Source organism: Zoogloea sp. (genome assembly GCF_023150065.1).
GTDB lineage: Bacteria > Pseudomonadota > Gammaproteobacteria > Burkholderiales > Rhodocyclaceae > Zoogloea.
Genome location: NZ_JAKLLN010000001.1, coordinates 669,584 through 691,571 on the forward strand (window position 1 = coordinate 669,584; position 21,988 = coordinate 691,571).

At 63.6% G+C, this 21,988-nt stretch carries 18 protein-coding genes; 9 read left to right on the forward strand and 9 right to left on the reverse strand.

What is annotated here, in order from left to right:
- Positions 1-8: 8 nt before the first annotated feature.
- The 3 genes from L6Q67_RS03160 to L6Q67_RS03170 form a co-directional block, all read right to left on the reverse strand.
- Positions 9-332, reverse strand: coding sequence for a hypothetical protein (locus L6Q67_RS03160; protein WP_296565115.1), 324 nt, complete (start codon positions 330-332; stop codon positions 9-11).
- A gap of 11 nt (positions 333-343) precedes the next feature.
- Positions 344-580, reverse strand: a complete 237-nt coding sequence (locus L6Q67_RS03165; RefSeq protein WP_296565119.1) for a hypothetical protein — start codon at positions 578-580, stop codon at positions 344-346.
- A 65-nt stretch (positions 581-645) separates the two neighbouring features.
- The gene (locus L6Q67_RS03170) at positions 646-1,203 is read right to left on the reverse strand and encodes a hypothetical protein (RefSeq protein WP_296565122.1); all 558 of its coding nucleotides are present in this window, start codon (positions 1,201-1,203) and stop codon (positions 646-648) included.
- A 481-nt stretch (positions 1,204-1,684) separates the two neighbouring features.
- Here L6Q67_RS03170 and L6Q67_RS03175 point away from each other — a divergent pair, with 481 nt between their 5' ends.
- On the forward strand, positions 1,685-2,509 hold the full coding sequence (locus L6Q67_RS03175; RefSeq protein WP_166300396.1) for an AcaB family transcriptional regulator: 825 nt from the start codon (positions 1,685-1,687) through the stop codon (positions 2,507-2,509).
- A gap of 423 nt (positions 2,510-2,932) precedes the next feature.
- Positions 2,933-3,229: an AlpA family transcriptional regulator gene (locus L6Q67_RS03180; RefSeq protein ID WP_166300398.1), complete on the forward strand. Its 297-nt coding sequence runs from the start codon at positions 2,933-2,935 to the stop codon at positions 3,227-3,229.
- 75 nt (positions 3,230-3,304) lie between these two features.
- On the opposite strand, the gene L6Q67_RS03185 is transcribed toward L6Q67_RS03180, so the two are convergent.
- From L6Q67_RS03185 to L6Q67_RS03210, 6 genes are all read right to left on the reverse strand, one after another.
- Positions 3,305-3,697, reverse strand: coding sequence for a hypothetical protein (locus L6Q67_RS03185; RefSeq protein WP_166300400.1), 393 nt, complete (start codon positions 3,695-3,697; stop codon positions 3,305-3,307).
- Between the two features lie 6 nt (positions 3,698-3,703).
- Complete coding sequence (locus L6Q67_RS03190) at positions 3,704-5,038, reverse strand: Fic family protein (protein ID WP_240939346.1); 1,335 nt, start codon at positions 5,036-5,038, stop codon at positions 3,704-3,706.
- A 183-nt stretch (positions 5,039-5,221) separates the two neighbouring features.
- Positions 5,222-6,001: a hypothetical protein gene (locus tag L6Q67_RS03195; RefSeq protein WP_166300403.1), complete on the reverse strand. Its 780-nt coding sequence runs from the start codon at positions 5,999-6,001 to the stop codon at positions 5,222-5,224.
- Between the two features lie 46 nt (positions 6,002-6,047).
- Entirely contained in the window at positions 6,048-7,331 is a 1,284-nt protein-coding gene (locus L6Q67_RS03200) for a type II toxin-antitoxin system HipA family toxin (RefSeq protein WP_166300406.1), read from the reverse strand.
- Positions 7,318-7,662: a RodZ family helix-turn-helix domain-containing protein gene (locus L6Q67_RS03205; protein ID WP_296565147.1), complete on the reverse strand. Its 345-nt coding sequence runs from the start codon at positions 7,660-7,662 to the stop codon at positions 7,318-7,320. Before L6Q67_RS03205 ends, L6Q67_RS03200 begins: the two co-directional genes overlap by 14 nt.
- Positions 7,663-7,833: 171 nt before the next feature.
- Positions 7,834-12,852: a DEAD/DEAH box helicase gene (locus L6Q67_RS03210; RefSeq protein ID WP_296565149.1), complete on the reverse strand. Its 5,019-nt coding sequence runs from the start codon at positions 12,850-12,852 to the stop codon at positions 7,834-7,836.
- Between the two features lie 740 nt (positions 12,853-13,592).
- Between L6Q67_RS03210 and L6Q67_RS03215 the strand changes: the two genes are divergently transcribed.
- From L6Q67_RS03215 to L6Q67_RS03245, 7 genes are all read left to right on the forward strand, one after another.
- Positions 13,593-14,573, forward strand: coding sequence for a site-specific integrase (locus L6Q67_RS03215; protein WP_166300411.1), 981 nt, complete (start codon positions 13,593-13,595; stop codon positions 14,571-14,573).
- Positions 14,574-14,861: 288 nt separating this feature from the next.
- Complete coding sequence (locus L6Q67_RS03220; protein ID WP_166300414.1) at positions 14,862-15,386, forward strand: sigma-70 family RNA polymerase sigma factor; 525 nt, start codon at positions 14,862-14,864, stop codon at positions 15,384-15,386.
- A gap of 154 nt (positions 15,387-15,540) precedes the next feature.
- Complete coding sequence (locus L6Q67_RS03225; protein ID WP_166300416.1) at positions 15,541-15,789, forward strand: FecR/PupR family sigma factor regulator; 249 nt, start codon at positions 15,541-15,543, stop codon at positions 15,787-15,789.
- Positions 15,790-16,138: 349 nt separating this feature from the next.
- Positions 16,139-16,393 (forward strand): MbtH family NRPS accessory protein, encoded by a 255-nt coding sequence (locus tag L6Q67_RS03230; protein WP_166300419.1) that lies wholly within the window; start codon positions 16,139-16,141, stop codon positions 16,391-16,393.
- A gap of 11 nt (positions 16,394-16,404) precedes the next feature.
- Positions 16,405-17,145, forward strand: a complete 741-nt coding sequence (locus L6Q67_RS03235) for an alpha/beta fold hydrolase (protein ID WP_166300421.1) — start codon at positions 16,405-16,407, stop codon at positions 17,143-17,145.
- Positions 17,123-17,824 (forward strand): 4'-phosphopantetheinyl transferase superfamily protein, encoded by a 702-nt coding sequence (locus tag L6Q67_RS03240; RefSeq protein WP_166300424.1) that lies wholly within the window; start codon positions 17,123-17,125, stop codon positions 17,822-17,824. The genes L6Q67_RS03235 and L6Q67_RS03240 overlap by 23 nt, the downstream gene beginning before the upstream one ends.
- Positions 17,825-17,975: 151 nt before the next feature.
- Positions 17,976-21,988: AMP-binding protein (locus tag L6Q67_RS03245; RefSeq protein ID WP_296565160.1), on the forward strand; the 4,013-nt coding region annotated here is incomplete at its 3' end.

Here is a 21,988-nt window from a genome sequence, read left to right on the forward strand (position 1 = left end):
AAGAATGGTCAGTGCTTGGTGTGCACCGGTGCCGTGTAGAGCTGACCGGCCATCAGGGCCTCGACGACGCTGTGTGTCGCAAAGTCACCTGGCAGCAGATGCTGGGTATCGAGAACCGCGCCGTCGGCATCCAGTCGTTCGACTTCGATGATCGCGGGGTGCCAGCGCACCCGGTACGCCAAGTGGTCGGCGCCGGAGATCACGAAGACGCGGCCGGCGTTGCCGGTGAGGACTTCGCTTTCCTTGACGAGGAACTCGATCTCGGTCAGACCACGCACGCGCTGCAGCGAGCTGAAGGTGGCGTGGTTCTGGCGGTGAATGTGCAATTGCATGATTGCCTCTCCTAAAAAGATGTCATCTCGCAGCCGAGATCCGGGGCTGTTGCTGCCAGCGCGTTGCGGTCTGCCGGCGGCGCGTCCGTGCGCGTCGGGTGGACGTCATGGACGCAGGCCAGCCGTTCGACGCTTCTGCTGCGCATGTACTCTTCGTGACGCAAGGCGTCGTCGTAGTCCATGCGGCCGGCGATGCCGTAGCAGGCCAGGATGGCCAGCAGTGCACGGATGTCTTTCAACGTCGTCATGACGTCTCCTTCGATACGAAATGAGGGCCGCAAAGGCCCTCGAAGAAGGGTTGCAAGGGTCGCTTTCACACGAAGAGGTCGCCTTGCACGGTCTTGCGTTTGATCTGCTCGTTGAGCCACTGCGGGTTCTTGCTCAGCCGCGTGGAGGCCCACTGCAGGTTGTGCGAGAGGGCTTCGCTGACCCAAGGTGGGAAGCGGTTCAGCGATTCGCGCATCCAGCGCCGGACGTTGAACAGCAGCAGGTCGCGGAAGGCTTCCAGATCGACCAGGCCGCAGTAGGCGTAGGTCGACAGCGGACTGCAGCCGACGACGCGTACGCAACTGGCAAAGGAAAAAGGCTTGTCGTCCTTGTCCGGATCGGTGAAGACCCAGCGCAGGGTGTCGAGCTTTTCTTCGAGCGGCGTGGCGGGGTCTGCCAATCCGTTCAACTCGTCGAGCAGCAGGCAATGGAGAAAGACGACGTCTTCTTCCGTCCACTCGATGGGCTCGTCGCCGCTGGTATCGAGTTGGTGTTCCACCGCCTGTGGGTTGTTCGCTGCGTACGCCACATAGGGAAAATGGCGGGGCGGCAGCGGTGTGTCGCCGGTGCGGACAGTGACCGGCTGAAGGTTTGTGCGCGGCATCGTGGCCTCCTGAAGAAATAGGGGGCACGACGCACCCAGGGGGGCGAATGCCCCACGGGGTTGGAAAAGGCCGATGCCCAAAGGACATCGGCCGGTGAAGAGAATGGCTGGCTTGGGGCGGACGATCCGCCGGATGACGGTGTGCCAGCTACCGCTGAGAAAACTGCTTTCGGCACGGGAGCGAAGAGCTCCCGCCTCGAAAGCATGTTTCGGTGCGGGACTCGGCCGCCAACGGGAAAGCGATGGCGGCGGGGATCACGGCGTGATCCACGGTGGACTCAAGGGCTCGCCAGGGTGGTGCGCAGGGCCAGCTACTGCATGCGTCGAAGATTGCCGCGCGGACTTCGGTCGGTCAATCCTTCCGGCGGCGAAGTCCACCAGGTGATGGCAAATTCGGGCGGTTTGGACGGGATATTCGGGTGGAGTTGAACCTGCCAGGCGAGGACGATCTGCGTCAAGTCGACAGCAGAGAGGTATCCCCATGGCAACTACATTCTCCGGCACGCAGATCGTCAAGACCGACGAAGGCGCGGTGAACGCACGCATCCTGGCGCGCGAGGCGAAGGTGGATTTCCGGCGCGTCGAAGCCGCCAGCATCAAGGTGGTCACGCGTCTGACCAGCGCCGAAGGTAAGCGCCTGTTCGTGCGCTTCTTCAGCACTTTGCAGCTCAACGCCCACTTCATTTCCGTGCTGGCGCGCACGCGCCTGGATTCGGACGACGTGGCCAAGGTCGAGGCGGCCATCAAGGCGCGTATCGACACGGTGGCCGAAGCGCTCAACAAGGCCATCGACGGTGCGGAAGCGCTGTTCCAGGCCAACGGCATCACGAGTTCGGCCACCTACGACACGCAGGCCCTGGAAATCGAGGTCGGGATCATCTCCTCGACCGGCCGGCGCTACCTGGACCTGATCGGCAAGCTCGACCAGTTGATGCCCTTGTTGCAGACGCTGGAGATCCACGAGGTCATCACCACCCAGGCGCTCGACATCCAGCGAGCAACGCTCAAGCGCCAGGTTCGTGACGTGGCGAACTCGGCGCGCAGCCTGGCAACGGGGCTGCGCCGTCGCATGAACGCGCTGGCTGCGGCCGCTGCCGGTGGCGCATCGGCTTCCCCTGGGGCTGTGCGCGCGAGGCTTGAAGGGGATGATGAGGGTGACGCGGATGCGGCTGACGATCTCGCCGAACGGGGCACCGTTGAAACGCTCACCGCCGTGGCGGACGAGCCTCTCGATCAACGGGTTGAGTCCTTGGTGCTCGAGACGCCCACTCCCGAGGCGCAGAGCGGTCCCGAGGTCGATGACTGAGCCCGGTGGAGGCCGCTGCTTGGGCGGCTTGTGTGCCCTGCGCCACCCATCTCTCGCGCCAACAGGGCGTTTGGGTGTGGTGTCGTGCCGTAGCGTGGCAAGGGGTGTTGCGTGGCTGTCGTGACGTGCGTTACCGTACCGGAACCAGTCATGCCTTCCCGCGCCGCAAGCGGGCAGGGCCTGGTTCTTCGCGGCGTGACCGTCACGCCCGGACGTAGCGGACGTCACCCGCCCTGCTGAAAGAGACTCGCCGATCCAGCGCGAGATCGTTCATTTCTCCTGTTCTTCGAAGCGGGCCGCTAGGCCAGCCATGAGTGTATTTCGCCCTTTTGCCGTCGCCCGGGAAGCCGACGGCATGTCCTGTGTTTGCTTCCCTAGCGATCGTATCGAACCTGGCCTAGCACGATCGCGACAGAGGGGGTCATGAACCTCGGCATCCATGAGGAACCGAACATGCCCACCGCAATCCCGTCCTGGCAGGCGTCAAGGCCTGCACGCGTCTCCCAGGACGCACCGCCCGTCCTGCCGCAAACCGGCTTCCTGCGTGAAGCGCGCTTGCTGCAATTCCTTCCCTTCTCGCACTCGACCTTGTGGCGCAAGGTCAGGGCGAAGACCTTCCCCGCACCCGTCAAGATATCCGGGCGCATCACCGCCTGGCGCGCGGAGGACATCCGTGCATGGATCGAAGCGCAAGGAGGCGATGGCGCGGCAGACGGGTGATCGGCACACCCGGTCGGTCACCCGTCTGGATTCGACTTCAGTCTGGTGGCCGATGGCCTATCGGCTGAAGGTGTGCTACTGGTTTGGGTCTGCGGCGGCGCTGCGATCAAAACGGCGATTCCACGCGCGGTAGGTCAGCCAAGCTGCAACCAGGCCGAAGGCGCCGGAGATGATCTGATCCCAGTCCAGCGTGTAGACCGGGCGATCGAGCTGGTCTTCCCAGAACTCATAACCGAAATGCCAAGTGGCGGTGAGCGCCAGCCCGATCCAGAAGGTCAAGGGCATGCCGCCTATGCCGAAGAAGGCAAAGGGCAGAAACAGTCCGAGTAGGAAGTGCGCGACGAAGTAGTGGTGCGTGAAGTACAGGCCCACGGTGGCCTGGAGCGCGCCTGTCAGCAGGCAGCCTGCAGCGAAGAAGATCCACGCGAAACGCTGCGAGGCTTTCTCGCGGGGCGTGAGTTTGCTCATGATGGGCTACCCCACAGGCTGGGCAGGCGGCTGCACCTCGGTTCCGCTTTCCAGGATCTTCAGGAACTCCGTATAGGCATAGACACGACCACGCTGTTTGCCGGTGATCTCACCCACGATTTGGAGCTTCTCCAGCGTCTCGAAGGCCTTGTTGACGGTAGGCGCACTGAGGCCGGCCTTCTGCTGGACTTGTGCGGCATTGAGAAACGGGTGCGTTTGCAGCAGTTCATGCACGCGGAGCATGGAGTTGGTCTGTTCGCCACAGGTTGCAATGCGTTCCCTGTCTGTCTGGAACAGGGCCACGATGCGCATGGCACTCTCATAGGCGTTGTTGGCGGTCTCTGCCACGCCGGTGAGGAAGAACTCTGTCCAGGTTTCCCAGTCCCCGCGCAGCCGAACGTCCTGCAGCAAGCGGTAGTACTGCTCCCGATGGGTCTTGAGGTACAGGCTCAGGTACAGCAACGGTTCGTGAAGGATCTTCTTCTCGACCAGGAAAAGGGCGATCATCAGACGGCCCAGACGCCCATTGCCATCCAGGAATGGGTGGATGGATTCGAACTGCACATGCAGCATGCCTGCCTTGATGAGCGGCGGGATGATGGCGGAATCGTCATGGAGAAAGCGTTCGAGGTCTCCCAGGCACTTTTCCATTTCGCCAACCGGCGGTGGCACATAGTGGGCATTGCCCGGCCGGGTGCCCCCGAGCCAGTTCTGGGAGCGGCGGAATTCGCCAGGACTCTTGTTTTGCCCGCGCCCCTTCTGAAGAAGACGAGCGTGCATGTCCCGCAGCAGGCGCAGGCACAGTGGCAATCCCTTCGGGTCACGCAGGACATCCAGTCCGTACATCATCGCGTCCACGTAGTTGGACACCTCGGTGATGTCGTCGAGCGGCTTGCCGGCCAGCGCCGCGTTCTCGAACTGGAGCAGATCGTCCAGGGTGGACTGGGTACCTTCGATCTGCGAGGACAGGACCGCCTCCTTGCGGACGTACATGTAGAGGAACAGCGCCTTGTCCGGGAGCAGCATGGCCACGCCATCGAGCCGGCCGATCGCCCGGTCGGCCTCGCTCAACCGCTGGAGCAACTGCGCAGAGAGTGCCAGTGGTGGTTCAGGAGGCAGGGCGGGCGGAACGTAGGCGTTGACGGTTTCGTCGAAGGCCACGGTCGACACGTAGTGCCCGATTCTGGGATTCGTCGGCAGGGTGTCTTGCGAGGTGTCGCTGGTGGGCATGGCGCGTAAGTTAAGGCGGCTTAAATAGCGGTTGTTGCTAATAAAAAACTGTGCCAGAAATTTTACTAATGCTGTGAGAATGCCGCAAGCGCCGGTCACTGTGCTGGACACGTAGCGAGCTCAACTGCTTGAGGTGGCGCTGAGAGATGAGCGTCCCTCGGGTATCCCGTGCCTGATCCAGCGGGCTGGCTACGGACAATCCCCTAGTCTTGCGACCGGGGGATTCCGTCCTGCAGCGACGAGCGCTGCGTCGGCTTCGTCCTTTGTCCTTGGCCTCTGGTGGCGGAGGCTGTCTCATGTGTTCCGGGCGTATGCCCCCGAAATCCTGGACATGACCGTATCGAAGTCGAAATCAGCGTGGAACAGCGGTTCGAATCGACCTTGTTCGCCTTCGAAGACGAACTCCGCGCAGTAGCAGTCCTGCTCGTGCTCGCCGCAGTACTGGCACTCGGGGTTGCAGCGGACGATCATCTGATCAATGGCATCGGCCGGATCGTCCGAGGCCATCAACTCGTCGTCGGCAGACCAGCGGCTGATCTGGAACTCGCCGCGGGCGAATTCCAGAACCTCCTCGGTGGTCTCGAACGCCCAGTTCAGCAAGGCTTGGCAAGCAGGAAGCAGCACGACACGGACGTAGTCAAAGCGGTAGCCTTCCAGCAGGCACAGCACGCGCCCTTCTTCTTCGTAGAGGCTCTGAAAGGAAATCGGGCCGTAGCGCTGCTCGAGCGCACGGTACCGCTCCGGGTCGAGCCGGATGTGCTTGAGCGCGTTGTTGATGGCATCGATGAGCTCGAACTTCCGATTGCTGAGGCGTGCGCCGTCCACGCAGAACAGTTCATCGAAACGCCGGACGAACTCGCTCCTGCGGTCATCGAGGCCGGCTGTCTTGCGAATCGCCAGGATGTAGTCGACGGCATGGGCGAGGAACAGGTTGGCGCCGAAGATCCGATGCAGCTGGACGCTCCGCGCAGCGATATCGGCCCGCAGTTCCGCCATCGCGGGCTCGAGGATCGCGTGGAGATACTGCCGGTAGTCCGCGCAGGCTTGTTCGAGTGCTTCGGGTGAGGGGGGCATGGACGCATCCTTCCTTTGGAACATTGCACGAGCCGGGTGGGTGGGTCTACTGATCTGCGAGCACCACGACGGGATCCAGTTCGAAGCCTGGATAGTTGAATGCGCCGGCCAGCGTGTCGCAGTCGGCGGGCGTTGCGCCTTGTTGCCGTAGCGCCGCATGCCAGCGCGCCGTCACCACCTGCTGAATCTGGTTGACGATGTCTGTTGCCTGCGCCAGGGAGAGCTTGAACTGCGCATGTTGCGAGAGCAGATTGGCGCGGTTCGCGTAGCGGTTGAAGCTTCCGCAGGTCATGGCGAGGTCCCGCTTTTCGGCGCTGGTGAGCGGGTTGGGCGTCAGGTCGTACGCCGGTGACAGCTCCCACTTGTCCGTGGTCGCGATCAAGGCGTGGTTACGAGGGTGGTCATCGGTGTTCGAGATGAGGGCGTTGAACACCATGCGCCGAAAGATCTCTTCAAGGTCTTGAGCCGATCGTGCGCTGCGCCGCCGCAGTTCGTCGGCCAGCAGCAGGTAGGACCACTTGGCCCGATCGCCATGCGAGTCCTCCGCGTCCAGCGCGGTCAGGCCGCTGACCATGCGATGTCGAAGGTAGCCGTCAGCGGTCAGCGTGCGGTCGAAGCGCTGCACGAGCAGCACGTCCTTGCCGGCGACCGTCTCGATGCGGTGCCTGGCAACGCGCAGGCCGCACTCCTGCGCCAGCGCAAGCATCGCGCCTTCGACACGCGCGTTGTTCCACTTGTCGCTCCTGTCCGGGAATTTGGCGAGCCACAAGCCTTCGGCATCCTCGACCACGTTCTTTGGCCGGGCGCCGCCCATGGAGGTGCCGGGCTGCAGAAGCTCGCGCATCTGTTCCGGCACGCCCGGCCGGCCAGCCGCCTCGTCTTCCATGAACTGTTCGGCCGCGGCGAGCAGGGCTTCCAGCTGGATGACCTGGTTGAACTTGCGGATCGGGGCGGGAGGCAGCTTGTTGCGACCGAAGGACAGGGCGCCCGCGCGGTCTTCGGGAGAGTGCAGCAAGTAGTCGACCTCGGTGAGGTCGGTTCGTCCGGTGTGCTTCTCGATGATGCGACGGCCCCAGGCATCGGGAGATGCGTCGCGCAGGGCGCCGAAGATGCCTTTGAGCTTGACCGTCTGCGTACGCCTGGGCGCCAGGGGCAATTCGTAGGGCTCCAGCGGCACCGCGTCGGTGCGTTGCAGATAGGCCGGGTTGTAGACGAACGAGCCCGTCGGCACCCCTTGCGGGAAAGCCAGTTCGTAGAACCCCGCCGTCACGACCTCCATAGACTGCGGCAACTGGAGGTAGACGTAGGCGCGCTGGTCAGAACTCGCCATCGAGGTTTTCCTTGCGGTGGCGGACCCGTTGCGGCAGGCGCGTGATCTCCAGTTGCTTGCCTTCTTCGTCTCGTTCGGGGTCGGCAAATGCCTGAATCTCGGATTCCAGGCCCATCGCCCACAGCATGGCCAGGTAGGCCCCCAGGCCGGTTTGCAAGTTGCCGGCTTCCACGGCACGCGCGGTGTCGTAGCTGATGCCCGCCTTGGACGCCAACTCGCGCAGGGTCAGCCGGCGGCGCTTGCGGGCCATCGTCAGCCGCTCGCCGATGCGTTGGGCGCCATCCTTCACCGCGAAAGGCGCGGTCTGACTCAGTTGAAGAGGGCGAGGCATGTTGAAATCAATCTAGATTAATATTGGGTTGGTTTCAGCATACTTCTCGATGGTCTTGGCGTCAACCTCAGGTTGGCTTAAAGACTTCTAATGCATTCTAGAAACGGTTTCAGTCGTCTTTTCTGGCGGAGCGAAAAAGGCCCCCCCAGCCTTGCGACCGGGGGGAGTCCATCATGCAGCGACGAGTGCTGCGCCAGCATCGGCGTCAGCAGCCTGGCTGCCGGCCTCGTCCTTCGTGAGGTCGAGTTGCTCGATCAGTTCGGCCTGCCGCGCTTGTAGCGTCTGCAGGCGAAGCGCATGCTCGAACGGCCGGCCGAGTTCGACCTGCAGGTCGACCAGGCGCTTGCGGCGTGTTTGCAGCAGGGTGCCGGCCTTGTCGGCCGAATCCTTGACGGTGTCGAGCGTGGCGAGCATTCCCGCCACGAGGGCCGGCCCCATTTGGTAGGGCGCTGCCTCGTAGACGGCGTTGCCCGTCAGGTGGTACACCGGCGTGTGTTCGCCGTTGATGCAGACGATGCTGAGGTCGAACCCGCCGAAGCGGCCGACGACGCGAGCCACGTGCAGCCGACCACGGGTGGCTTCCTCCTTCACTGCCAGCACCCTCGCTCGCAACGCCTCTCCAACCGCATCCGGGCCGACGAGACGCTGTTTGCCGATCTCCACCGCGATGTTGCCCATGGCTTGGGGTTCCATCCGAGACAGGTCGGCCTCGTGAGCCGCCAGTTTCTTCTCCAGCGATGCAATCAACAGCGGCAGATCGGCCACCTCGCGCTCATTGGCATAGCGCTGGTTGCGCCACACCCAGTGGAGCGTCGAGAGCTTGGCCACCTCCGCGTCCACGCCCGCCTTCTCGATGACGAGCGGGTTGCCCGACGCCAGGGCTTTCACCTCGGCGTAGGACAGCGTGGCGAGCGCCACGTCCTCGACCGAGCGGATAGCCCGATCACCGCGCATGACCTGCGCGATAAAGCGTGCTTTGGTCTCCAGGGTCTGCCACGAATACGCGTCGAAGGATCCTTCGGTCACGTAGCGGAAGATGTCTACCTCCTCGTTCATGTTGCCTTGCCGCAGGATGCGGCCCTCTCGCTGTTCCACGTCGCACGGGCGCCATGGCGCATCGAGGTCGTGTTGGGCGACCAGGCGGTCCTGCACGTTGGTGCCGATGCCCATCTTCTGGGTCGAGCCGATCAGCACGCGGATGCGGCCTTCCCGCACTGCCTTGAAGAGCTTCGCCTTTTGGGCGTCGGTGTCTGCGTCATGGATGAACGCGATCTCTTCTTCGGGAATGCCGGCGGCAATGAGCCGCATGCGCAGATCCTCGTAGACGCTGAAGGCTTTGCCGCCCTTGGGAGACGACATGTCGCAGAAGATCAACTGCGCACCACGCGTTGGCGTCGTGCGCTGCCAGATGGCATACACTTCACGCACGCACGCGGCCACCTTGCCTTCCGTGTCGAACCGCGCCGAGGGCGCGATCAGCCGGAAGTCCAGCGCTGCCTTGCGGCCGTCGTTGGTGACCGCCAGCATGTTGTCCTCGTCGGGCTTTACATGACCGCTGCGGATTGCCGCGGCACGTTCGACCAGGGTCTGCACGAAAGCCTTCAACTGCGGGCTCGGCGGGCAGGCCATGGTGCGGGCCTTTCCACCGCGCAGCTTGGGCACCGGCAGCTTCAACATCTCGGCGGTCTGGATGTCCGCCACCTCCCCGAAAATCGACATCAGCTCGGGCACGTTGATGAAGCGCGCGAAGCGCGTGTGCATCCGGTAGCCGCTGCCGTCCGGGGCGATCTCCAACCCCGTGACCGCTTCCCCGAAGGTAGCGGCCCAGGCATCGAACTGCTGCAGGCCCAACTCGGCGAGCCGCCTGGGTTGCAGGTAGCGCTGCATGGTGTGGATCTCGGCCATGGTGTTGGCCACGGGCGTCGCGGTTGCGAACACCACCCCACGCTGGCGGTTGCCGTGCAACTGCATCGTGTAGCGCGTCTTCAGGTACAGATCGAAGGCACGCTCGGAACTCGCCATCGGCAGACCCGCCACCCGCATCTTGGAGAAACGGAACAGGTTCTTGTGCAAATGGGCTTCGTCCACGAACAGCCAGTCGATGCCCAGTTGCTCCCAGGTCAGCAGGTCGTCTTTGCGTTCCTGCGCCGACAACTTTTCCAGGCGCGCGGCCCAGCTCTTCTTCATCTTCTCCAGTTGCTTGACGATCCGGTTGGATCGGTCTTCACTCTTGGCCGCACGCACGGCCAGTTCTATGTCATGGATGACCTCCTTGATGAACCCCTCGGAAAACTCGGGGGATGTCTTGATACGCTCGAAACTCGAATGGGTGATGACCACCGCATCCCAATCGCCGGTGGCGATGCGCGAGACGAGCTCCCGACGGCGGTCACCTTCCAGGTCTTCCTTCGTGGCCATCAGTACTGAGGCCTGGGGATAGAGCCGGACGAATTCCGCCGTGTAGCTTTGAAGCATGTGGTTCGGAACCACATGGCAGGGCTTGGACGCGAAGCCCAGCCTGCGCAGCTCCATGCTGGCGATGACGCACACCGCTGTCTTGCCGGCGCCCACCGTGTGGAACAACCCGGTGTTGCCGGACTGCACGATGCGCCACACCGCGTTCGGCTGCTGCGGGTGCAGCTTGAAGCACTGCGAGAAGCCCGGCAGCAGCAGGTGCGAACCGTCGTAGGTTCTCGGCCGGGTGGCGTTGAACAGGCGGTTGTAGAGCGCGCACAGCCGCTCGCGCCGGCCCATGTCTTCGAAGGCCCAGGCGGCGAAGCGATCCTTCAGCAGGCCGAGCTTCTCCCGGGCGGCCAAGGTTTCCGTAGGGTTGACCACGTAGGCGTCCTTCTCGGGCGCATAGTCCTTGACTGTCGGCGTCTGTACGTTGAGCGCGCACAGGACGAGCTCCACTGCGTTCATGCGCGAGGTGCCGTATTCCTGGGTCGCCTTGACGCTTTGCCGCACCGACCATTCCGAGTACTGAACCCACCAGGCGCCTGCTTCGGCCGAATAGGTGACCTTGCAGTCCTTGAGTTCCAGACCCTCTTGCAGGAAGGTCTCGATGTCAGCCGCCGGAATCCAGACGGCGCCGAGGCGAACCTCGATCGACGCCGGCGGCAGGTCCTCCGGCTGTACGCGCTCCAAGGCCTCGGCATTGCGCCGGTAGGCCTCGCCACCCATCCTGGCCTGCTCGAGCTTGACCTTGACGTTGCCGGACAGGTATTCGTCGGCCGTCTTCCATTCGTCGTCGGATGGGTCGTGGAAGATGTGCCCGGCTTCGGCCAACGCGGTTGTCACCGCGTCTGCCGGAGCGCGCAGCAGTTCTCCCATGTACCCAGGATCGACGCGACCGCGCCACTGCATCGACGCAGCCAGCGCCGCCGTCGGCTCGTCGGCCGAGGTCGGCGCCGTGATGCGCTTCAACGTCCGCTGGGTGAACAGGGCCGCCTTGCGGGCGGAATCCGTTTCCTCGTCGTAGTGCTCGAGCGAAAGCAGCAGCGGATAGTCCGGGTCGCGCCGGAACGCGAGCGCATTGGCCCGCGTCGACAGGCAGCCGTACTTCGCCACATAGCGGTCGTAGGTGCCGTTGAGCATGGACCGCAAGGGCCGCAGCTTGTCGTCTCCGTCTTCGGCCAACTGGGTGTCCAGCAGGGCCCGGGCATGGTCGCGGATCGCGCACATGCCGGTGATCCGTGCCCGCTGGGTGGCGTTGAACTGCTCGTGGACATCGACGAGCGAGCCGCCGTCCACCCGGTGGATCCAGCCGTTGCGGATGCGGAAGGTTCCTGGCCTTGCACCAGGTTCCGCGGGGACGGGCGCGTGCACGATCCGTGCAGCCGCCTTGGCGGCGCGATAGGAGCCCTCGGGCAACATCGCGATCCGCTCGGACAGGCCTGCCGCGAAGTCGCCCTCGAAAACCGCCGTCGGCACTTCCTCGTAGCCGTTGCTTTCCATGCGCAGGCGGCCGATCACCCACTCGGGATGCCGGGCATACCAGGCATTGACCGGCATGTAGGGCCGCGGGCGGCTCGGGTCGATCAAGGCTTCGGGTGCCTGGGTACGTTCGATCCAGTCGCCTTCGAGCACTTCCGAGCCTTCCCGCTTCTTCAGGATCAGGATGTCGGTCTGGACTTCCGTGCCCGCCAGTTCGGCAAATGCGCCCATGGGCAGGCGGATCGCACCCAGCAGGTGAGCCTGCGAGGCGAGATGCCGGCGCACGGCCGTACTGGAGGACTCCAGCGTGTGGCTGCTGGTGATCAGGACCACCAGGCCGCCAGGGCGAACCAGATCCAGTGAACGGGCGATGAAGTAGTTGTGGATGCTGAAGCCCGCGTAGGGCCGGTTGCTCGTGTCCGGCACCTTGTAGTTGCCGAAAGGGACGTTGCCGATGACCAGGTCGAACCAGCCATCCGGGAAAGACTGCTTCTCGAACGGCCCCACATGCACCGCGACCCCGGCCGGCGCGTACAGCGCCTGCAGCATCCGGCCCGACAGACGGTCGATTTCCACTGCGGTGACCTGCGACTTCGCCATCAGCGTTTCCGGCATGACACCGATGAAGTGGCCGATGCCGGCGGCGGGTTCGAGGACGCGCCCACCCGCAAAACCCAGGCGCTGAACCGCTGCCCACAGGCCGGCAACCACGTCCAGCGACGTGTAGTGGCTGTTGTTGACGGAGGCCCGCGCCGACTCGTAGTCGGCTTCGCCCAGAAGGGCCTGCAAGTGCTGGGCGCGAGCGTTCCAGGCTGGTTCCTTGCCGGCAGGATTGAACGCCGCCGGGAGGCTGCCCCAGCCGGTGTAGCGCACCATGGCGCGGCGCTCGTCCTTGTCCGGCGGGCGGCGCTCGGTTTCGATGCGGGTCAGCATCTCGATCGCGCGCAAGTTGGCGTCGAACTTGGCCGCGGCGCTCCCCAGGCCTTCCAGATCGGCGGGGCGCAATGGCGGGACGGTCTCACGAGCAGTGCTGCTCGCTTCAGCGACGGCGAGCCGCCAGTTCCGCCCATGAAGGACATGGACTTCGGCGGCTTCATCGCGGCTGGCGTTGGTGACCGGCCCCGGAATCGATGTCGCCTGGGTTTCCGCAGCCGGCACATTCGAGGCGCCGACCCGCCTGTTGGATGGCGTGGCGTCGGGCTCGAAACCCGGAAGCCAATAGGACGCTGAGATATCTGTGGCTTTTTTGGCCATCTTGAGGACTCCTGATAAACAAGGAGTCCCCCGTCCCGTCATGAGGAGTGGAGCTCCTCGATGAGGGTTGAAGAAGTGGACCGATGCAGCGCGGCCTCGAAGGAAGTCCCGTGTCGGGATGGAAGTCCTGAAGGGGATGCAACGAGCGATGTCCGCGCGCCGAGCGGCGCGAGCAGCATGTTTCTGCCAGCCCCCGCGTGCGCGGCGGGGTGGCAGGTTCGTGTCGCAAGGCGGGTATCGACCGCGACGCCGATCGGTGTCGGAATGTCCCGTAGGACAAGCGTCGGGCCGCGATGGCCCATGAGCCCGGTCAGTGTCTCGCGCTTTGATCCGCGTGTCCCGATGGCAGCAGAAACGCTTCTCTCAAAGCCCCCGAACGGCGGTCGGATGGGGATGGTGGTGTTACCCGTCAGCCTGCCAGCCGGGAAGGCAAACCGATTTGAATCGCGGCGATCACTGCCGAGTGGGTGGCGAGGAGGGGGTTCTGAAGGTTTGGTTCAGGCGGTAACGCCTTTGTCCCACCACGAAGGATCCCTCGAACGGGGGTGCAACTGGTGGAGCGTGCATGGGCGACGCGGATCGACGCAGGTTGGGCTGGCGGGCCCAGGCATCGACGGGACTGTTGGCCGGTCCGGAGCTGATGTCGAGTTCTCCCTTCTTTGGGGTGAATTTCGGCTGTCTCGCCAGGGCGTGCAACGAGAGCATCGGAAGCAGGTTAATCCGTATGCCACGCGCCTGAAATGCACAGTGAGTCGACCCGCCTGTCCATCGCCATTCTGAGGGCAGTTCTTGCCGGGGAGACCTATGACACCGTCGCCGCAGACTACCACCTGACCCGCACTGCCATCGAACATCGGGTCAAGCGCCTTGCCAGGTTGTTGCAGCGACAGGTCGGAATCGACGGGTTCAATCCGGAGGCCACGGGTTACGTCCACAAGTTGCGCGCCCACAAGGATGACGTCGAGGCTGCCCTTGTCCGCTTCGAGGCGGGTGAGCTGCGCCCGCCGGCGCAACCGCAAATCCTTACCGACAAGGATGTATGGACGGTCATCCGCCGCGCGGGCCTGCGCAGCCCGATGCCTTTGCGGGACATGGCGCTCATCCACATCGTGCTGGCAACGGGTGCGCGACCGCTGGAGGTTGCCCGCCTTGAGATTGGTGACTACCTGAATCCGGATGGCTCGGTTCGCAGTTGCTCCGAGATGCGGACGGAGGTGTCGGTCAACCGGAAGCCGCGTCCGCTGTTTTTTCGGAGTTCGGCGGCCATCAAGGCCATCGATGCCTATTTGGACCATCGGCTTGTCCAGCAGGGCAGGGCGCCGCAGGCGGGCGAGACCTACCGGGGGTTCGACGCCTCTGCCCGGCTTTTCCTGAACGATGCCGGCCTGCCCTACGTCGTGCACTGCCTTGATGCCGAAGGCCGTCCCCGCTTTTTGTGCCGGCAGATGCTCGACACCTATCGCAAGATCTTCAAGCGCGTCAACATGCAAGGTCTGTCGGCCGTGGCCTTGAGACGCACGGTGGCGCTGCGCCTGGATGCCCGCGGAGCGGACGAAGAGCAGATCGGGCTCATCCTGGGCATCACCGAGAAACAGGCTGTCCGCGAGCTGTTGCCGCCTCGCCCCGATACGGTCGAGCTGATGACCGACTTGTATCCGGACGCGGACATCCCTGCGACTCCCTTCTCCCGCACCAAACTGTCGGATCGAGTGACGAGCTGAAGCGAATTGCCCTTGATGGGGACGCAGTCGCACCGTTGGCTCACAACGGCCCGGCAACGGGCCCATTGCACCATGTTCATCACCATGGCCGAAGCGCAGACCGGTGGTTCCAAGCGCCAGTTTGTACTTCGGGTTCAGTGTGACGGTGCGCAAGTTCCATCGCTTGGCCTTGAGTCAAGCACTGGATGCGGTCGGAACGGTTGACTTCTTGCGCCATGTGAATAAGAATTATTCGCAGTTATGATGTGCAAGTAAAACAACGATTCACCTGAATAGAGAGGCGCTGCAATGCCGATGGACTCGCCGGGAGCGGCGCTTAAGGAGGTCTTCGTTGCGCACAGAGCGCAACTCCGCCGCATCGCCCAGAAGATCGTGGGCACCCCAGAGATTGCGGACGAGGTGACGCAGGACGCCTACTTGAAGCTTGTCGAAGGTGCGTGTGCGCGCAATGTGGACAAGCCTTACTGCTACTGCTGCCAAGTGGTCCGCAATCTGGCTCTCGACCACTGCCGTCGCCAGGCTGTCGAGTCGACGTACCGCATCCACACTGAGGACGGGGAGCTTCCACAGGTCGCGGGCGGTTGTGTCCCGGAGCGTTGTCTGCATGAGCGGCAAGTTCTCGATGCCATTGACAGGGTTCTCGGAACCCTGGCGCCGAGGACGCGGCACGCATTCGAACTCTACCGGCTGGGCGGGCTGACGCAGCGCGAAATTGCGCAGCAACTGGGATGCTCTGCCACACTTGTGAACTTCATGCTCAGGGACGCAACACAAGCCATCGCCTCGTGCCGCGATTTGCTGGACGATGCATAACGCTGCCAAGCCCCGTTGCGTGGGGCGTCGGATAAAAGGGGTAGGGCGCACAGGCGTCCCGTGGGTTTTGCGTCTTGGTCACATAGCTGTCATCATTCAATGACCTGTGCTATTTGATAGCGCCATCAGCCACCCAGTGTTCAAAAGGCAGCCAATGGGCGAAGAAGTGAATCCGAAGCAGGATCCGGTTTGGGATTTCGCCTGGTCCTGGGTGATGCGCCAGCATGAGCACCAAGGCTTGGATGCAGCCGCCGAGGTCGAGCTGGCACACTGGCTTGCTGCCGACCCTGCCCATCGTCAAGCCTACGACAAGGCCGGTCGCTTGTGGCTGATGGCAGGTCTGGTTCCTCCTGCCAACGATATCGACATCCCCGGCTGTACGAAACCCGACGGCGAGCGCTAGAAGTCGGGTTTTTCCTGCTCTCAGTCGAGCGTCGGGTCCATTGCACCCGACCAGTGACGTTCATCGCTTCCGGAATCAACGAGATCACTGATTGACGTCGCGATTTGCGTCGGCGGTGCTTCTTTGCGCATTCTTTGTCCCTGTGCTTTTCGCGTGTGTCGCCAAGGGGAGGCGCTGCGCGCCTTGCGACGATCGGCTCCCTCGTTTCCGGTTCGCCATGGGCCGGCGTGAGATGTTCTGCGACTAAACAAATCGACGGCTGTCTCGTCTTTGAAGGCAGTGACCAGCGTGTCGGCAAACGGGCCGGCAAAGCGTGAGGTCGCTTTCTCTTCACTGCACGAGGATGCCCATGTCGACCAGTTGCTTTGACCGTGAGGACGAGACTTTCATCGTTCTTGTCAACCACGAAGAACAGTACTCCATCTGGCCCCACTGGAAGGCCGTACCCGGCGGCTGGAAAGCCGTTGAAGGGGTCAAGGGTGACAAGAAGACCGTCCTCGAATACGTCGAAAAGACGTGGACGGACATGCGTCCGCTGTCGCTGCGTAAATGGATGGACGAGCAGGCCGAGAAAGCTGCCCAGTCTGCTGCTGCGACTGCCTGATGACTGGTTCCATGAGGTCGCCGTTCATCGATCTGCTGACCCTGCCGTGTGCGGGCGCGAGCGCCACCATGTACCTGCGGTGGCGCCGTCTGCTGCCGGAGTGGATCCGCGTGGTGCCGGTGGAACTGCCGGGGCGGGGCGGTCGCCTGGGCGAGCCTTTCGTCGAGGACTTCGGGCGGCTCGTGGCGCAGATCTGTGATGAGCAGGCGGCGGCGATGCAAGGTCGCTATGCCCTGTTCGGTCATAGCATGGGTGCCTTGTTAGCCTACGGAATGGCGCAGCACCAGCGGGCCCTGGGCAAGCCCCTGCCCCGGGCGATGTTCGTGTCTGGCAGTCCTGCGCCCTCGCGCCGCGATCCGGACCGGTTTGCCGGCAAGGGCGACGATGCGGCCCTGATCGCCGACCTGCGCAAGCAGGGCGGTACGCCCGAGGAGGTGCTGGCCAGCGACGAACTGTTGCGCCTCACGCTCGACACCCTGGGCGCGGACTACCGTGTCTGCGAGAGCTTCCGATACCAGGCGGGCGAGCCACTCTCCGTGCCGATGCACGCCCTTGCAGGGCGGCAAGACGACATTGCCGCTGAGCGTGTCGAGGCCTGGCGGCGCGAGGCCGGCAGCATGTTCACGCTTGATTGGTTCGATGGCGGGCATTTCTTCATTCGTCAGCACGAGCAGCGGGTGGTTGCTGCGGTGGTGCGGGAGTTGACGCATCAGTTTGCGGGGGTGTGCCATGCAGCCGCGGCGTCTGCCTGATTCGCTGCCGCCCGGCATCGACGTGTTCCAGCTTGCGCTCGATCTGGCGGCGCCGTTGTCAGACGCCGACTGGGGCTTGTTGAGCGAAGAAGAGGGCGTGCGCGCACTGCGCTTCCACAGGCATGACGACAAGGTCCGCTTCGTGGCCACGCGTGTGGCTCTGCGGCGACTGCTGGGTGCGCGTCTGCGTTGCCGCCCGCAGACCTTGAGGTTCGTGACCAACCCATATGGCAAGCCACGCCTGGAGGCGGCTTGCTCGTCCAATCCGCCCGTCTTCTTCAACGTGTCCCATGCAGGCAGCTTCGCCTTGATCGCCCTGTCCGAGCGCGCGCCTGTGGGTGTCGACATCGAGCGTCGCGATCCGCGCTGCGATGTGATCGGCTTGTCGGCCCAGGCGCTGTCGGTGTTTGAGCGCCGACTGTCGGACGATCGGCACATCGACTTCTTCGAGTGCTGGACGGCCAAGGAAGCGGTGTTGAAGGCTCTGGGCCTCGGTGTTGCGGAGCATCTGCAGCAACTCTCGGTGTTGAAGCTCGGACCTGCCGAGGGGGCTTCCTATGACATACGCCACGAAGGGATGGACTGGCCTCGCGTGAGCGCCCTTCGCCTTGATTCGCCGCCCGGCTATGCCGCCACCCTGGCGTGGCAACCGGACGGCAAGGGAGAAATGAAGTGGTGAATGAGTCGATATTCCGGGTTGAACGAAGGGCGCAGCTTGAATCCGGGTCTCTACCGCTGATCAACCAGTGGTGCTTTGTGTTCAGCGACGGGGTCGGATCCCGCCCTCATATGGGCGAATCCTGAGCGCATTTACGAGTGAGGGAAACCTGATGACGACACAGTCCGTGTCGCAAGAGAACGCATTTGTTCATCCTGCGAATTTTGTTGAACGCCTGCAGCAACTCGTCGCCAATCGGCCCGAGGACATTGCACTGACCGTCGTGGCAGAACGCGACGACCATCTCGTCGAAACGGCCTTGAGCTATCGTGTTTTCGGGCAGCGCGTGCAAGCGCTCGCCGCCGTGCTGCAGGGCCGCTTCGAGAAGGGCGACCGGGTACTGATTCTGCTCGACAACGATGAGCACTATGCGGTCAGTATGTTTGCGTGCTTCCACGCAGGGGTGATCGCGGTGCCGGTGTTTCCGCCGGAGTCGACGCGCCCTCAGCACCTCGCTCGACTCGCAGGTATTGCCGCCGATGCGCAGGCGCGGGGCATTCTGACCTTGAGTTCACTCCAAGCCTTGGTGGGTGCTGCTGCCGGCCAGTTTGGTGTATCGGCGGCGGTGGCTGTGGATGAAGTCGATCCGGCCGCTGCAGGCAATTGGCAGTCATATCAACCTGCCAGCGAGGACGTCGCCTTCCTGCAGTACACGTCCGGCTCCACCTCAGCCCCCAAGGGGGTGATGGTGACGCACGGCAATCTGATGGCCAACGAACGGGCGATCCGTGAGGGGCTCTCGATTGGCGCCGATGACAAATTCGGCGTGTGGTCGCCCCTGTTCCATGATATGGGCCTGATCGGTGGACTGCTGCAGCCCTTCTACAGCGGCATTCCCTGTGTGCTGTCTTCGCCGCGCTTTTTCCTGGAGCGTCCGGTGCGTTGGCTGGAGATGATTTCGCGTCATAAGGTAACGATCAGCGGTGGCCCGGACTTTGCATACCGCCTGTGCCTGGATCGGGTCAAGGAGGCACAGACCGAGGGGTTGGATCTGTCGAGTTGGCGCGTGGCCTACACCGGCGCCGAGCCGGTGCGGCAAGACACGATGGACGCGTTCATCGAGCGATATGCCCCAGTGGGATTCAGCGCCGGAGCGGTATACCCCTGCTATGGCCTGGCCGAGGCCACGCTTTTCATCACCGGAGGGCGTCGGGGCAGCGGCATGGTGGTGAGTCGCTTCGATACCGAGGCGCTCGCGAGGCGGCAGGTGGCAGTCGATGGCGACGGTGCCGCCTTGGTCGGCTGCGGCAGCGTTCCTTCGGATCATGAAGTTCGGATCGTCGACCCGCAGACCGGAGAAGTCGCTCCTGGGTGCGCCATTGGCGAGATCTGGGCTACGGGGCCCAGCATGGCGGCGGGCTACTGGAACAAGCCCTGCGAAACCGCGGAAGCGTTCGTCGAGCGCGACGGGCTCCGCTGGCTGCGTACCGGCGACCTGGGCTTCATGCACGAGGGTCAGATTTTCGTGGCCGGGCGGCTCAAGGACATGATCATCGTGCGTGGGCACAACATCTACCCGCACGACATCGAGCGCGTGGTCGAGGCCGAGGTGGAAGCGGTGCGCAAGGGCAGGGTGGCGGCCTTCGCGGTGGATTTGGATGGGCAGGAGGGGATCGGCGTCGCAGCCGAGGTATCGCGCGGTTTGCAGAAACTCGTGCCTCCGCAGGTGTTGGTTGATGCTCTGAGCTTGGCAGTGAGCGAGCAGTGCGGCGAGGCGCCGAAGGCGGTCGTACTCCTCAACCCCGGAGCGCTGCCCAAAACGTCCAGCGGCAAGCTGCAGCGCGCTGCCTGCCGCAGAGGTTGGGCGGAGCGTTCGCTCGATGCCTATGCGCTTTTTGAGAGCGGACGTTTCGTGACGGGCGAAGGCCGGACCGGTGGTGATCCGGCCACTGGCGATGACGCCGTTCAGGATGAGACGGCGCAGATGCTGGCTGGCATGTGGCGCCAAGTACTTGGCCACGAGTCGACGCGGACATACGCCAACGACGCGCACTTCTTCACCCTCGGTGGCAACTCGCTGGCTGCAGTGCAACTGGCTGTGCGCATCTCGCAGAAATGGGGAATCGACTTCCCGATCAGGCAGATTTTTGAGTTGCCGCGCCTTGGGCGGCAGGCCGATGGCATTCGGGCTTGTCAGAAGGCCGGTGTCCGGACGTCGGTGGCCGGAATTCCTGTTCTGCCTCCTGAGCGTCGCGCCGAGCCTTTGCCTTTGTCCTCGGCCCAGCAGCGGCAGTGGTTCCTGTGGCGGCTCGATCCGCAAAGTACCGCCTACCACGTTCAGGGCGCGTTGCGCATTGCGGGCGTGTTGGATGCTGAAGCAATGCGCATGGCCGTCGATGGTTTGGCCAAGCGCCACGAGTCCCTGCGCACCGTGTTCCGGGCACGGCCGGATGGTGAGGTCGAGCAGATCGTTCGGGGAAATGGGGGCTTGGCTCTTCAGTTGTTCGACCTTCGCAGCACGGCGGACGAGGAGCGCGAAGCTCACGCCTCAGAAACACTGCGAGCGCTCCAGGTGCAGCCCTTCGATCTGACGGTCGGTCCCTTGGTTCGTGCGGCGCTCGTGCGGCTGGAAGATCAGGTCCACATTCTGGTGCTGGTGATGCACCACATCATCTCCGATGGCGCTTCGATGCAGGTTCTCGTGGATGAGTTGGCTGCGTTGTATGCGGCTCGACACGCAGGTGATGAGGCGTTGCCACCTCCCGCGATTCAGTATGCGGACTACGCGGCTTGGCAGCACGACCATCCCAACCAGGAGGCGCGAGCGCGTCAACTGGCGTACTGGGTGAAACAGCTCGGCGTGCCGCTGGGCGAAGCGCAGCCGGTTCTCGCCTTGTCTGTCGATCATCCACGTCAGGCGGTTGCCCGGTACCGGGCTGGGCGACACGGCTTTGACCTCTCCGAGGGGCTGTCGGTCGGGTTGCGCGCGCAGGCGGAAGCCCATGGCGCCACGCTCTTCATGCTGTTGCTGGCGGCTTTCCAGGCGCTGCTATATCGCTACACCGGGCAGCACGACATCCGTGTTGGCACGCCGGTGGCCAATCGCTCGCGTGCCGAGCTTCAGCGTGTGGTCGGCTTCTTCGTCAACACGCTGGTGCTGCGCAATAGCGTCGAGGGGCAGATGAGCCTTGCCCAGATGCTGGCGCAGGCCAGGGAGGCCGCGCTTGATGCTCAAGCGCATCAGGAACTGCCATTCGAGCAGCTCGTGGAGGCGTTGCGGCCGGAGCGCAATCTGAGCGCAACTCCGCTCTTCGACGTGATGTTCAACCACTTACAGAGGGATCTTTCCCCATTGCAGCGGCCATTAGGCTGGTCGGTGTCCGAAGTGTCCATTGGGAATCAGCATGCGCAGTTTGAACTGACAGTTGACACGGTCGAAGACGCCGACGGCCAGGTGCGTGTGAGCTTCACCTACGCCGAGGAGTTGTTCGAGGCGAGCACGATCGAGCGGATGGCGGGGCACTACGTGGCGCTGCTGCAAGCATTGGCTGATCGGCCACAGGAAGCGGTGGGGGATGTGGAGTTGCTCACTGACGCTGAGCGTCAGCAACTCAAGGGCTGGGGCGAGAACCTGCAGCGTTACCCGGGTGCTGATCCGGTGCACCGGCTGATTGAGCAGCAGGCCCAGGCCCATCCTGAAGCGGTGGCACTGCTCTTTGGTGACGAGGTACTGAGCTACGGCGAGTTGAACACGCGAGCCAACCGGTTGGCGCACCGGCTGATCAAGCTGGGTGTGAAGCCTGAAGTGAAGGTGGGCATTGCGGTGGAGCGCTCCCTCGAGATGGTGGTGGGGCTGTTGGGGATACTGAAGGCGGGCGGAGCGTATGTGCCGCTGGATCCGGAGTACCCGGCGGACCGGCTGGCCTACATGGTCGGGGACAGTGGGATTGGGCTGCTGCTGACGCAGCGTGCGGTGAAGGAGCGCCTTCCGGTGGCCGAAGGGCTGGTGGTGCTGGAGCTCGACGGGCTGGATCTGGCGAAGGAGCCCATGCACAACCCTGATGTGGCGGTGCATGGGGAGAACCTGGCGTATGTGATCTACACCTCGGGATCGACGGGCAGGCCCAAGGGGGCTCAGCTTTGCCATCGCAACGTTACCCGGCTGCTCAGCGGCACCGATGCATG

Excerpts from the sequence above, each read along its gene's own strand:
- L6Q67_RS03160 (WP_296565115.1), bottom strand. The coding sequence starts at position 332 with ATGCAATTGCACATTCACCGCCAGAACCACGCCACCTTCAGCTCGCTG.
- L6Q67_RS03165 (WP_296565119.1), bottom strand. The coding sequence starts at position 580 with ATGACGACGTTGAAAGACATCCGTGCACTGCTGGCCATCCTGGCCTGC.
- L6Q67_RS03170 (WP_296565122.1), bottom strand. The coding sequence starts at position 1,203 with ATGCCGCGCACAAACCTTCAGCCGGTCACTGTCCGCACCGGCGACACA.
- L6Q67_RS03175 (WP_166300396.1), top strand. The coding sequence starts at position 1,685 with ATGGCAACTACATTCTCCGGCACGCAGATCGTCAAGACCGACGAAGGC.
- L6Q67_RS03180 (WP_166300398.1), top strand. The coding sequence starts at position 2,933 with ATGAACCTCGGCATCCATGAGGAACCGAACATGCCCACCGCAATCCCG.
- L6Q67_RS03185 (WP_166300400.1), bottom strand. The coding sequence starts at position 3,697 with ATGAGCAAACTCACGCCCCGCGAGAAAGCCTCGCAGCGTTTCGCGTGG.
- L6Q67_RS03195 (WP_166300403.1), bottom strand. The coding sequence starts at position 6,001 with ATGCCCCCCTCACCCGAAGCACTCGAACAAGCCTGCGCGGACTACCGG.
- L6Q67_RS03200 (WP_166300406.1), bottom strand. The coding sequence starts at position 7,331 with ATGGCGAGTTCTGACCAGCGCGCCTACGTCTACCTCCAGTTGCCGCAG.
- L6Q67_RS03205 (WP_296565147.1), bottom strand. The coding sequence starts at position 7,662 with ATGCCTCGCCCTCTTCAACTGAGTCAGACCGCGCCTTTCGCGGTGAAG.
- L6Q67_RS03210 (WP_296565149.1), bottom strand. The coding sequence starts at position 12,852 with ATGGCCAAAAAAGCCACAGATATCTCAGCGTCCTATTGGCTTCCGGGT.
- L6Q67_RS03215 (WP_166300411.1), top strand. The coding sequence starts at position 13,593 with ATGCACAGTGAGTCGACCCGCCTGTCCATCGCCATTCTGAGGGCAGTT.
- L6Q67_RS03220 (WP_166300414.1), top strand. The coding sequence starts at position 14,862 with ATGCCGATGGACTCGCCGGGAGCGGCGCTTAAGGAGGTCTTCGTTGCG.
- L6Q67_RS03225 (WP_166300416.1), top strand. The coding sequence starts at position 15,541 with ATGGGCGAAGAAGTGAATCCGAAGCAGGATCCGGTTTGGGATTTCGCC.
- L6Q67_RS03230 (WP_166300419.1), top strand. The coding sequence starts at position 16,139 with ATGTCGACCAGTTGCTTTGACCGTGAGGACGAGACTTTCATCGTTCTT.
- L6Q67_RS03235 (WP_166300421.1), top strand. The coding sequence starts at position 16,405 with ATGAGGTCGCCGTTCATCGATCTGCTGACCCTGCCGTGTGCGGGCGCG.
- L6Q67_RS03240 (WP_166300424.1), top strand. The coding sequence starts at position 17,123 with ATGCAGCCGCGGCGTCTGCCTGATTCGCTGCCGCCCGGCATCGACGTG.